At 40.8% G+C, this 13130-nt stretch carries 10 protein-coding genes and 1 pseudogene; 9 read left to right on the top strand and 2 right to left on the bottom strand.

All coding sequences use genetic code 11. The features are described 5' to 3' along the window. Positions 1-219: 219 nt before the first annotated feature. From ahrC to spo0A, 4 genes and pseudogenes are all read left to right on the top strand, one after another. Complete coding sequence (gene ahrC / locus KOL94_RS07960) at positions 220-669, top strand: transcriptional regulator AhrC/ArgR (protein WP_221565477.1); 450 nt, start codon at positions 220-222, stop codon at positions 667-669. 19 nt (positions 670-688) lie between these two features. After that, positions 689-2416 (top strand): DNA repair protein RecN, encoded by a 1728-nt coding sequence (gene recN, locus KOL94_RS07955; protein ID WP_221565475.1) that lies wholly within the window; start codon positions 689-691, stop codon positions 2414-2416. Between the two features lie 120 nt (positions 2417-2536). Further along, the gene (gene spoIVB / locus KOL94_RS07950; protein ID WP_221565474.1) at positions 2537-3850 is read left to right on the top strand and encodes a SpoIVB peptidase; all 1314 of its coding nucleotides are present in this window, start codon (positions 2537-2539) and stop codon (positions 3848-3850) included. 617 nt (positions 3851-4467) lie between these two features. Beyond that, positions 4468-5279: pseudogene (gene spo0A, locus KOL94_RS07945) on the top strand (sporulation transcription factor Spo0A). Between the two features lie 219 nt (positions 5280-5498). Here spo0A and yvfG read toward each other — a convergent pair. After that, positions 5499-5702 carry a protein YvfG gene (yvfG, locus tag KOL94_RS07940; RefSeq protein WP_221565473.1) on the bottom strand — a complete coding sequence of 68 codons (204 nt, stop codon included), beginning with the start codon at positions 5700-5702 and terminating at the stop codon, positions 5499-5501. Positions 5703-5704: 2 nt separating this feature from the next. After that, the gene (locus tag KOL94_RS07935) at positions 5705-5950 is read right to left on the bottom strand and encodes a DUF2627 family protein (protein ID WP_221565472.1); all 246 of its coding nucleotides are present in this window, start codon (positions 5948-5950) and stop codon (positions 5705-5707) included. Between the two features lie 136 nt (positions 5951-6086). Between KOL94_RS07935 and KOL94_RS07930 the strand changes: the two genes are divergently transcribed. From KOL94_RS07930 to lpdA, 5 genes are all read left to right on the top strand, one after another. Further along, a complete protein-coding gene (locus KOL94_RS07930; RefSeq protein ID WP_221565471.1) occupies positions 6087-8135 on the top strand; it encodes a sigma 54-interacting transcriptional regulator in 2049 nt (682 codons plus the stop codon). 152 nt (positions 8136-8287) lie between these two features. Further along, the gene (yqiS, locus tag KOL94_RS07925; RefSeq protein WP_221565470.1) at positions 8288-9181 is read left to right on the top strand and encodes a phosphate butyryltransferase; all 894 of its coding nucleotides are present in this window, start codon (positions 8288-8290) and stop codon (positions 9179-9181) included. Between the two features lie 124 nt (positions 9182-9305). Beyond that, on the top strand, positions 9306-10409 hold the full coding sequence (bcd, locus tag KOL94_RS07920) for a branched-chain amino acid dehydrogenase (RefSeq protein WP_221565469.1): 1104 nt from the start codon (positions 9306-9308) through the stop codon (positions 10407-10409). Between the two features lie 140 nt (positions 10410-10549). Then, on the top strand, positions 10550-11668 hold the full coding sequence (gene buk, locus KOL94_RS07915) for a butyrate kinase (RefSeq protein ID WP_483298067.1): 1119 nt from the start codon (positions 10550-10552) through the stop codon (positions 11666-11668). A gap of 18 nt (positions 11669-11686) precedes the next feature. Continuing rightward, positions 11687-13108, top strand: coding sequence for a dihydrolipoyl dehydrogenase (lpdA, locus tag KOL94_RS07910; RefSeq protein WP_221565467.1), 1422 nt, complete (start codon positions 11687-11689; stop codon positions 13106-13108). Positions 13109-13130 lie beyond the last annotated feature (22 nt).

The raw sequence follows: 13130 nt of genomic DNA, 5'->3' as shown, positions 1-13130 counted from the left end.
ACTTTCTTCAATATAAGGGCAACTAAGGTTCAGTCTGCGTTATGGCTTGGCTTTGCCAAGTTTTCTTTATGATGGTATGGAAAAGTATATAATTTGAACTTTACGGGTACAACACAATATACAGCAATATTCATGTTTATTCATAAAAGATGTACAATCTTAACTTCTTCATATATGATAAGCATATACATGTGTGTATAAATTTGTGGAGTGATTCAGATGAATAAAGGACAAAGACATATAAAAATCAGAGAACTAATTACGAATTTCGATATCGATACACAAGATGAACTTGTAGAGAGATTGAAGAATGCAGGCTTTAATGTGACACAAGCTACGGTGTCACGCGACATTAAAGAGTTGCATCTTGTGAAAGTTCCGATGCAGGATGGCCGGTATAAATACAGTCTCCCTGCTGACCAGCGGTTCAACCCGTTGCAAAAATTGAAAAGAACCTTGACGGATAGTTTCATCAATATCGATCATACGGACCATCTCATCGTCATGAAGACTTTACCCGGTAATGCCAATGCAGTAGGTGCACTTATCGATAATCTTGACTGGGAAGAAATCATGGGTACGATCTGCGGTGACGATACGATATTGATCATTTGTCGATCTCCTCAAGACAGCCCTGAAATTACACGCCAGTTTTTAGATATGTTGTAATGTTAGGAGGTGGGGAACCATGCTTACTGAAATTTCAATAAGGAATTTTGCGATCATAGAAGAAGTAACTGTGCCGTTTGAAGACGGCTTGACCGTTTTGACGGGGGAAACAGGTGCTGGTAAATCCATCATAATTGATGCAATCGGTCTATTGATTGGCGGACGCGGTTCATCTGAATATGTCCGGCATGGAACGGATCGTGCAGAGATCGAAGGGCTTTTTTATATTCGTGAAAATCATCCTGTAATTGATAAAGCGCTTGAGCTTGGAATTGATGTACCTGATGGGATGATTGTCCTTAAACGAGATATGACTAGTTCTGGAAAGAGTATTTGCCGTGTGAACGGTAAACTGGTCACATTGGCAATTCTTCGTGAAATTGGGCAATCCCTTATTGATATCCATGGTCAACACGAACATCAATTTTTAATGCAAAGTGATAAACATTTAACTCTGTTGGACCAGTATCATTCGGCTGAATTGAAGCGCACTCTAAACGAATATCACCAATTGTACAAGCGATACATAGATGTGCAGAAACAATTGAAGCAATTGACCGAAAATGAGCAGGAAATGGCTCATCGAATCGATTTGATCCAATATCAGCTTGAAGAGATTGACCAAGCACAACTGCAGCCGAATGAAGATGAAGAATTACAAGAGGAAAACCAAAGATTGAGCAACTTCGAACGGTTGTACCAATCTGTGAACGATGCTTATCAGGCATTATACGGTGAACAAAAGGGCATTGATGTTTTAGGTCTTGCAATGAGCCATCTTGAAGATGTTTCAGAGTATGATTCTGAATTAAAGCCGATTCAAGAAGCTGTGAGGAATGCTTATTATTCCTTGGAGGATACAGCACATCAACTACGGAATTATGTCGATACAATGGAATTCGATCCTGACAGACTTGAGGTCATTGAGGAACGTCTGCATGAAATCAATACATTGAAACGGAAATATGGAAACTCAGTCGAGGAAATTTTGGAATATAGTTCACGTATTGAAGAGGAACTTGATACCTTCACCAATAAGGATGATCGTATCAAAGTTTTGAAAGAAGAAATGAACGAAATCGGAAAAGATTTATACTTAGAAGCGAAACAATTATCCATACTAAGAAAAAAGACTGCAGAAAAGTTGGAGAAGAAAATCCATCAACAATTGAAAGACCTTTATATGGAAAAAACAACGTTCAAGGTTTCCTTTAAACCGACAACTACCGCTTCAAATATCACTACGGAAATCGACGGGAAAGCTGTACACTTTACAAAAAACGGTATAGATGATGTCGAATTCCTTATCTCCACCAACCCAGGAGAGCCGTTGAAACCTCTTGCGAAAATTGCATCTGGCGGTGAGTTGTCCAGGATCATTCTGGCTTTGAAAGCAATATTCTCAAATCAACAGGAAGTTGCGTCCATCATTTTTGATGAGGTTGATACTGGAGTGAGCGGAAGAGTCGCACAAGCGATTGCTGAAAAAATCCAGAAAATATCCGCAGGTTCACAGGTTCTATGTATAACACACCTGCCACAGGTTGCTGCAATGGCAGACCGACATCTTTATATTGAAAAAAACATCAAAAAGGATCGGACATTGACCATCGTAAAACCACTATCGTTTGATGAAAAAGTAAAAGAAATCGCGAGGATGATTTCGGGAGTCGAAGTAACTGATTTGACCAAGCGTCATGCAAAGGAAATGATTCAATATGCAGACGATGCAAAAATCAGCTCATGAAAAGCTATCCATTTAAGGGTAGCTTTTTCTTATACGAATGGTTATAGAAACACTCTCTAAAGGTCAAATTATAAATGCAACCAAAAAAGTTGTAGGGTAAGGAATGAGGAGAGTGACTGAATGAAAAGAATTAAAATCAGAAAAATAGTCGGCATTCTTCTCCTTGGATTCCTAATAAGCTTGGGGTTTATAAAGCCGATTCAGGACTATCTCAGTGTCCCAACTGATATAACCGTATTCCAGGGAGAGAGATTAACGATAGATCAGAATCATTCAAATGCTACGGTTCATTCGTCAGATGAGAATGAATCGATTTTGTCGCTTGGAAGTGTTGAAAACAACCCTCACTCCTTTTCCATCGAGGCGAACGAAGATGGCGACGCTGAAGTTACCATGCAAGTTTCGAATATACCTGTTAAAAAGGTAAATGTGAAGGTACTTCCTGAATTCAAGATCATTCCTGGCGGTCAGAATATAGGAGTTCGTTTAAATACGGTAGGCGTACTGGTTGTAGGCCATCATTTAATCGACACTTCTAATGGAGATGTTTCACCTGGTGAAAAAGCTGGAATACAGGTCGGAGATATGATAACAGCAATCAACGGGAAATCTATTCAAAAATTAAGTGATGTCGGACCTTTTGTGAAAAGAAGTGGAGAGTCCGGACAATCACTTAACCTCACCATCAAAAGGAATGAACAGACACTTCATAAGAAATTAACTCCAGTGAAAGATGCCTCTGATGCGAGTTATCGAATTGGATTATACATCCGTGATTCAGCAGCTGGCGTAGGAACAATGACATTTTATCATCCCGGAAGCGGTAAATATGGAGCTCTTGGGCATGTCATTTCAGATATGGATACGAAAAAACCGATTGTTGTCAATGATGGACAAATCATCGAATCAACAGTCACTTCCATCGAGAAAGGCAAAAACGGGAGACCTGGGGAAAAGCTTGCTCGCTTCAATAACGGAGAAAAGATACTCGGTTCAATATATAAAAATACGCAATATGGGATTTTTGGAAAACTGAAGAACCCGATTCGTAATGGAATAATGGATAATGCAATGCCGATCAAATTATCTCATGAGGTAAAGGAAGGGCATGCTGAAATCTTAACTGTCGTGAAGGGTGAGGAAGTGAAAAAGTACGATGTTGAAATCGTAAGTTCAGTTCCCCAGAAGTTCCCGGCAACTAAAGGATTAGTTGTCAAAATAACAGATCCGGAATTATTAGATGCTACTGGCGGGATTGTGCAGGGAATGAGTGGAAGCCCGATCATCCAGGATGGAAAAATAATTGGAGCGGTAACACATGTATTTGTTAATGATCCAACTTCAGGGTACGGAGTGCATATCGAATGGATGTTACAAGAAGCCGGAATCAATATTTACCAAGAGAATAGAAATGGCGATAAAGTGGCGAGTTGATGACTCGCCTTTTTTTGCTTTGTTTATAGTGTTGAGGAAAAATTTTCAGAGAAAACCTTCATGTTTTAGAGATAATTTTGAATTTGTTGGGCTAATCACAAAAAGCGGTACAAATGCTGTCACTCAAACTGACTAAGTCTAAAAATTCACATCAAAAGTCTAAAAAATTTGGGATAAATCTAAAATATTACAAAAAAGCATAAAAATGCTATAAAAGAAGTCTAAAAACATAAAATGAGGTGGACCGACGATCCGTCAGTCCTTCAGATTGGAATTTAAATTACAAAAAGTAGTCTGAAACTTGGAGATTCGTCAAATGTGCCGAGCGAATTTCTCCAACATCCATCAAAGTAACGAAGGCTCTTCATTCTGGTGTTTTAACCTTGTTCTCGGAATAATCTACGGCATCTGATATAATAAAATAAAGAATATTCGACAAAGAACACTAAAATATGTGGTGTCAAATGTGATTTAAGGTCGAAATTCAAAGAAAAATAGAGCATGATTAAGTATAGAATATTTTTCGATAAAAATTTAAAATTATTAAAGGAAATAGGGTTTTTGTGTGGAAATCATACATAAGACTTTGTAAGAGAAAAAGGAAAAATGATTTAGTTATGAGGAGGAACAGCGTAGTGCAAAAAATTAAAGTGTGTTTAGCGGATGATAACAGGGAACTTGTAGGTCTTCTTGATGAATACATTTCTGCACAAGAAGACATGGAAGTGGTTGGTGTAGCGTACAACGGAAAGGAATGTCTGGAATTACTTGAAGATGAGTTGCCTGACGTATTAGTGCTTGACATCATCATGCCCCATTTGGACGGACTTGCGGTTCTTGAAAATATGCATGACTTGAATTTAAGCACTAAGCCGAATGTGATCATGCTTACTGCATTCGGACAGGAAGATGTAACTACGAAAGCGGTTGAACTTGGAGCATCCTATTTTATTTTGAAGCCGTTTGATATGGAAAATCTAACGAATCAAATCCGTCAAATCAGCGGATCTAAAAAGTCATTTGTCAAGAACACTTCCACTACAACTTCCAGATCATTTACGAAAGAATATAAGCCGAAAAATCTTGATGCTAGCATTACGAGCATCATCCATGAAATCGGAGTGCCTGCACATATTAAAGGGTATATGTACCTTCGTGAAGCTATTACAATGGTGTATAATGACATTGAATTGCTTGGGTCGATCACCAAAGTCTTGTATCCGGATATCGCTAAAAAATTCAATACGACAGCTTCGCGTGTTGAACGTGCCATCCGGCATGCGATTGAAGTTGCTTGGAGCCGTGGGAATATCGACTCGATTTCGAATCTTTTCGGTTATACGGTGAGTATGTCCAAAGCAAAACCGACAAACAGTAGTTCATTGCAATGGTGGCTGATAAATTACGTATCGAGCATAAAGCTGGTTGAAAGACCGCTGAAATCGTAAAAAATTGAGCTAGCTTGTCTTCCGTTTTTAGTAACCAGCACTAATACAATAAAGGGGACTGTCCTAAAAGAAAAATGTCAGACACCTCCAACACAACATTTTTGTATCAATACCACGATTTTACTCAAAATGTTGTTAAGTTCGGAGAGGCTCAGACACTTTTTGGACTACCCCCTTTTTATGTTTGGAGAGAAGATGGGTCAACGACAATTTTGATATGCTGTATTTAAGTTCCGGATCCGTTTTACCAGCTCGGAGTTTTTGTTGATGTTATCATTTATGATTGTTGATACCATTGAGACATAATAACTGTTCATCGCCTGTTGTTTGGAAAATACATCATCATTTTGTTCTGCATATGTTTTAAAGTTTTCTTCAAAAAAAGCTACGCTAAACTGCTCCATATTTAATTTCCTCCTTTATTCCGGAATCTTTGTTGTACATTGTTCCGTTTCCGGTCTCTATAAAAGATGAAACCACCCACAAAGCCGAATCCTATTATAAACATGAGAATCCCGGTGATCAGCTCAATAATGAAATTCGGAAAAACCGGATGGACGATTCCAAATAGGGAATCCCGTATTAATTTTATACCTACCACACCTGCGATTCCAGGGACCACTAATACTAAAAGTGCGATTATTCTTGTCATATTGAATCATCCTTTTCTGTCGCTACTCATTTTACCGATTTTATCGTTTCCTGTCTATAAGTGTTTGCGTATGTAAAAAACAAAGGGTAAAATAAAAGTGTGAAAAAAATTGCATGGTAAAAAATAGGTGTAGCTAATGAAAAATGTAATCATAATTGGAGCTGGAAAAGTTGGTACAGCTCTTGTAAAAATCATTAACAAATCCCATGCCTTGAAATTGAAGGCAGTTATTGACCCTAACAAGGAAGCGCCAGGGATTAAAATAGCGCAAGAAATGGAAATAGCAATAGGGACAAGGTGGGAACAATACATAGACCAGCCAGTAGATGTTGTGATTGAGACTACAGGAGATGAAAAAACGTTCACCTCCCTTAGGGAAGTAAAGGATCGTCAATGGGTCATCATTCCTCCCTCAGTCGCAGTCCTGGTTTCGAATTTGATTGAGGAACAAGAAAATCTAATCAATCAACTATCAAGTCAATCCAGACAACAGGATTTAGTTCTAAGCTCCTCCCACGATGGTGTCATAGCTATTGATCGTACCCGCAAAATCACCATCTTCAATAAAAGTGCCGAAGTAATGACAGGTCTTGAAAATGCGCATGTCATCGGTAAAGAAATCACGGATGTCATCCCTAACAGTGAATTACCCCGCATCCTAAATCACGGAAAAACAGAAGTGAATAAGGAACAAGTTTTATACAATGGAAGGAAAATCATTACTACTAGGACTCCGATGATTGACGATGAAGGCAACATAATCGGAGCGTTCGCCGTTTTTAAGGATATCACTGAAGTTGTGGAAATGGCTGAAGAAGTAACGAGTCTGAAAAGCGTACAGACAATGCTTGAGGCGATCATCCATTCCTCGCAAGAAGCGATATCGGTTGTGGATGAAGAAGGGAAAGGTCTTATGGTCAACCCGGCTTATACGAGGTTGACAGGGTTGAAATCAGAAGATATCTATGGGAAACCGGCTACCACTGATATATCCGAAGGAGAAAGTATGCATATGCGGGTTTTGCGTACCCGTAAACCTGTCCGGGGCGTACGGCTGAAAGTAGGACCTAATCGAAGGGATGTTGTGGTCAACGTTGCTCCAGTCATCGTTGATGGTAAATTGAAAGGAAGCGTCGGGGTCATCCATGACATTTCTGAAATCCAGTCATTGACAGCGGAATTACAACGAGCCCGACAAATTATCCGTACATTGGAAGCCAAATATACGTTTTCAGATATCATCGGCGATTCCAGTGAAATGAAATTCGCAATTGAGCAAGCCAAGTTGGGAGCATCCACGCCTGCAACTGTTCTCTTAAGAGGGGAATCAGGGACAGGGAAAGAATTGTTCGCCCATGCGATTCATAATAGCAGCAGCTTGAAGTATAACAAGTTCGTTCGTGTGAATTGTGCCGCCATCTCTGAATCACTGCTCGAAAGTGAATTGTTTGGATATGAAGAAGGGGCATTCTCCGGTGCCAAAAAAGGTGGGAAAAGAGGTTTGTTCGAAGAGGCGAACGGTGGAAGCATTTTTCTTGATGAGATCGGTGAATTATCAAGCGATACACAGGCCAAGCTCCTCAGGGTTCTTCAAGAAAATGAGATCATACGGGTCGGAGGGACTAAAGCAATCCCGATCAAGGTACGTGTAATTGCGGCAACCAACGTAAATCTTGAAAAAAGAATAATTGAGGGCTCTTTTCGGGAAGATTTATATTATCGGATTAATCGTCTGCCGATCTTCATCCCTCCATTAAGAGAACGGAAAGAAGATATCGGTAAACTATGCGATCATCTGATTCGGAAATTGAATCAGGATTACGGACGGAATATCGAAGGTATTACCAAGGATGGTATAGACTATCTCTGCCAGTACCATTGGCCAGGTAATGTACGTGAGTTGGAAAATATCCTAGGGAGGGCGATCATCCATCTTTCGTTCCATGAATCTTGGATTGATGTCACATCAATACCTTCTTTAGATACTGATGCCCAGCCCAGAACAGAAGTTTCCATATCGCAAGGGACCAATGATTCTTTACAGACGCAAGTCGATCAATTTGAAAAAGGCTTGATTCAGAAAACCTTGAATGAATGTAATGGGAATAAAACAAAAACAGCTAAAGAACTCGATGTCTCCTTAAGAAATCTCTATTACAAAATTGATAAATACAGTATTGAATAAAATAGCATGCAATATTTTTCAATGTATGAAGAAAATTGCATGGTCCTATTTGTGAAAACGCCCGCCTATCAAGGTAAGAAAATTTGGCATGAATCTTGCATTTATAAGACGATGGGAAAAGATTAAGTATTAGAAAGGGTTGAACTCAGGTCATGCATTTAGAAAAACTCATCCAAGAAGCAACCCATATGCCCGATAAAGTTGTTGCAGTAGCTGCTGCAGAAGATGAAGAGGTCATCGAAGCAGTGAAAATGGCGTTAGAAAAGGAAATCGCTTCTTTTCAATTGTTCGGTGATGAAGGAAAGATTCTCTCTTTACTTCAAAATCAAGGGCTAGAAGCTTCTGAGCGTTTGAAAGTCATTTCATGCGACAATCCTGATGAGGCTGCGGAAATGGCGGTCCAAACGGTAAGCAGCGGACAAGCTGAGGTGTTGATGAAGGGGATGGTTCCTACAGCACGTATACTGAAAGCCGTATTGAATAAGGAATATGGTCTTAGAACCGGTAAAGTCCTCTCTCATGTTGCAGCTTTTGAAGTGACAGGCTATGATCGCCTCGTATTTGTAACTGATGCCGCCATGAATATTACACCCGATCTACAGCAAAAGGCAGATATCATCCAAAATGCTGTAGACGTTGCTGTTAAAATCGGTGTAGAAACACCTAAAGTTGCTCCTATAGCAGCAGTTGAAGTCGTCAATCCATCGATGGAAGCCACATTGGATGCTGCTGCCCTTAGTCAGATGAATAACAGGGGCCAAATCAAGAATTGCGTTGTTGATGGACCACTAGCTCTCGATAATGCGGTTTCTATAGAGGCTGCAGAACATAAAGGAATCCGAGGCGAAGTAGCTGGAAGAGCTGATATCCTCCTCGTTCCAAATATCGAGACGGGAAATGCATTGTACAAATCCTTGATATATTTTGCCCGCGCTAAAGTTGGTGCTGTCATCGCTGGAGCGAAAGCACCGATTGTACTTACTTCAAGAGCGGATACTGCGGAGAGCAAAGTGTATTCAATCGCATTAGCTGTACGTTCCGTTTAAGAATAGGCCAAATGGTTAGAGGCTTGATGGCGGGAAAAGCGAGCCAGGTGAGACCCCACAACAAGGAGGCTTTCGGATCGCCAACGGAAAGCGAGTATAAGAATTCTTAAGGAGGAATATGAACATGGAAATTTTCAAGTATATGGAGACTTACGATTACGAGCAATTGGTGATTTGCCAGGATAAACAATCAGGATTGAAGGCGATCATCTGTATTCATGATACGACTTTAGGTCCTGCACTTGGCGGTACGAGAATGTGGACATATGAAACAGAAGACGCTGCGATTGAAGATGCGCTTCGACTTGCAAAAGGGATGACATATAAAAATGCTGCAGCAGGTTTGAACCTAGGCGGAGGAAAGACGGTTATTATCGGAGACCCAAGAACAGATAAAAATGAAGAAATGTTCCGGGCGTTTGGACGTTACATCCAAGGTTTAAATGGTCGTTACATAACTGCAGAAGATGTTGGAACAACTGTCGCTGATATGGACCTGATTCGTCAAGAAACTGAATTCGTAACTGGTGTATCACCAGCATTCGGTTCTTCAGGAAATCCATCACCAGTAACGGCCTATGGTGTTTATCGTGGTATGAAGGCAGCAGCTAAAGAGGCATTCGGAACGGACTCGCTCGAAGGAAAGGTCGTTGCTGTCCAAGGTGTTGGGAACGTTGCTTACAACCTATGCAAACACCTGCATGAAGAAGGTGCACAGCTGATCGTCACCGATATCCATAAGGAAGCTGTACAGCGTGCGGTAGACGATTTCGGAGCAAAGGCTGTAGATCCTGAAGAGATTTATTCTGTTGAATGTGATATCTATGCACCATGCGCGCTTGGAGCGACAGTTAACGATGAAACGATTCCGCAATTGAAAGCGAAAGTTATTGCTGGTGCTGCAAATAACCAACTGAAAGATACGAAACATGGAGATACGATACATGAAATGGGCATAGCTTACGCACCTGACTATGTCATCAATGCAGGCGGAGTCATCAATGTCGCAGATGAATTATACGGCTACAACCGTGAACGTGCGATGAAGAAAGTTGAAACGATCTATGACAACATTGCAAGTGTATTTGAAATTTCAAAGCGCGATAATATCCCTACTTATATGGCAGCTGATCGCCTTGCGGAAGAACGGATTGAGCGCAATAAGAATTCAAGAAGCCAATTCCTATTGAACAGCAGGCATATTTTATCTCAACGCATCGGCCAATAATATAGAGCTTTGTTAAACGTTGATTAATTAGTCAAGCAAAATTCACGATACGTCTACGGTTTGCCCGTAGAACTGGAATGGATATCGCAAGATCAACATAACAGAGCCTGGTTTTTAAAAAATCGTTTTTAGAGTCATCAATGGAGGGTTCCGTTTTGCAACAAAGAGAATATCGATTACTTGTAATTAATCCTGGATCAACATCTACTAAGATTGGAATATTTGATGATGAACACTCAGTATTTGAGAAGACCATTCGTCATGATAGCGAAAAAATCAGCGAATTCGAACACATCATCGATCAATATGAATTCCGCAAAAATGTCATTCTGGAGACATTGGACCATGAAGGAATCAACGTTTCTAAGTTAAGTGCAGTCGTTGGACGTGGTGGTCTTCTTCGTCCAATTGAAGGCGGAACTTATAATGTGAATGATTTAATGCTCGAAGATCTCCGTAAAGGTTATTCTGGAGAACATGCTTCTAATTTAGGCGGGATCATCGCTTTTGAGATTGCGCGAGGATTGAATATTTCTTCATTTATTGTCGATCCGGTAGTTGTTGACGAATTAGCGCCACTTGCAAGAGTTTCAGGTGTACCGGAAATAGAAAGAAAAAGTATATTCCATGCACTTAACCAAAAAGCAGTTGCACGAAGAGTGGCAAAGCAGTTAGACCGTTCATACGAAGAACTTCGTTTGATTGTTACGCATATGGGTGGAGGAATTACAGTCGGTGTACATCAAGAAGGAAAAGTCATTGACGTAAATAATGGATTACATGGAGAAGGACCATTTTCTCCTGAAAGAGCTGGGACTGTCCCGGTAGGGGATCTCGTGTCTATGTGTTTTTCTGGAGAATATTATGCAGAAGAAATCATGAAAAAGCTTGTTGGTAATGCAGGATTTGTCGGCTATCTCGGTACGAATGATGCGGTGGAAGTCGAAAAGCGGATTGAAGCTGGTGATGAAAAGGCAAAGCTGGTCTATGAAGCGATGGCTTATCAAGTCGCCAAGGAAATCGGTGCAGCAAGTGCAGTGCTGCATGGCAAAGTCGATGCAATTGTACTGACAGGCGGACTTGCTTATGGTAAGGATTTTGTAAATGAAATCACTGAACGGATCGAATGGATCAGTGATGTGATCGTACATCCTGGTGAGAATGAGCTTCAAGCATTGGCTGAAGGCGGCTTACGTGTACTACGTGGAGAAGAAGATGCGAAAGAATATCCAAATCAACCGATAGAACAAAGCATTTAACGGAAAGGGGAATGAATCATGGCTGAGAATTATGATCTCGTCATCCTCGGTGGAGGTACTGGCGGTTATGTAGCAGCAATTCGAGCTTCCCAGCTTGGATTATCTGTCGCCATCGTTGAAAAAGGAAAATTAGGAGGGACATGCCTTCATAGAGGTTGTATCCCGAGTAAAGCATTATTAAGGAGTGCAGAAGTTTTTGCAACGGCTAAGAAAGGTGAAGAATTCGGTGTCATTGCAAAAGATGTAGCATTGAACTTCGAGCGTGTCCAACAGCGTAAGCAAGGTATTGTCGATCAGCTTCATAAAGGTGTCCAGCATCTTATGAAAAAAGGGAAAATCGATGTGTATGAAGGACATGGCCGTATATTAGGTCCGTCTATCTTCTCACCGATGCCTGGCGCGGTTTCAGTCGAGTATAACAATGGAGACGAGAATGTCATTCTGGTACCAAAAAACCTGCTCGTCTCAACTGGATCACGCCCAAGAACGTTACCTGGCCTTGATATCGATGGAGAATTAGTCCTGACATCGGATGAAGCATTGGAGCTTGAAGAGCTTCCATCCTCAATCATCATTGTCGGAGGAGGCGTCATCGGGATTGAATGGGCTTCAATGTTCATTGACTTCGGGCTTGATGTAACCGTATTAGAATACGCTGATCGAATTGTTCCTACAGAGGACAAAGAAATTTCGAAAGAAGCGACACGCATTTTGAAAAAGAAAGGTGTAAAGATCGTCACTGGTGCAAAGGTTTTGCCTGAGAGCCTTGAAAAAGGAGAAGGGGTAATGATCAAAGCTGAGCATAAAGACGAAGAGAAATCCTTCTCTGCAGATAAACTATTGGTTTCTGTAGGTCGCCAGCCGAATGTTGAAGACATCGGCCTTCAGAACACAGAAATCCAAGTTGAAAAAGGTGCAATCCAGACGAACGAATTTTATCAGACCAAGGATTCGCATATCTATGCAATCGGAGATGTGATCGGTGGACTTCAATTGGCTCATGTGGCCTCCCACGAAGGAATTGTAGCTGTTGAACATATGGCTGATCAAAATCCACATCCGATCGACTACACGATGATTTCCAAGTGTATCTACTCAAACCCTGAAATGGCAAGCGTAGGGTTGACCGAAGATGAAGCGAAGGAAAAAGGCTACGATATTAAAATCGGTAAGTTTTCATTTAAAGGAATCGGTAAAGCACTCGTTTATGGACAATCTGATGGATTTGTAAAACTGATTGCTGATAAAGAAACAAATGATTTACTTGGAGTCCATATGATTGGACCACACGTAACGGATATGATCTCTGAAGCAGGTCTTGCAAAGGTTCTGGATGCAACACCATGGGAAATTGCACACTCTGTCCATCCGCATCCGACATTGTCAGAGGTAATCGGAGAAGCAGCCTTAGCAGTTGATGGCAAAGCGATTCATAACTAGGATATTTTAAGGAGGGCAATAT

Origin of the sequence: Alkalihalobacillus sp. TS-13 (assembly GCF_019720915.1) — a bacterium.
Lineage (GTDB): Bacteria > Bacillota > Bacilli > Bacillales > Fictibacillaceae > Pseudalkalibacillus.
This window is presented reverse-complemented; position numbering and strand designations above follow the sequence as displayed.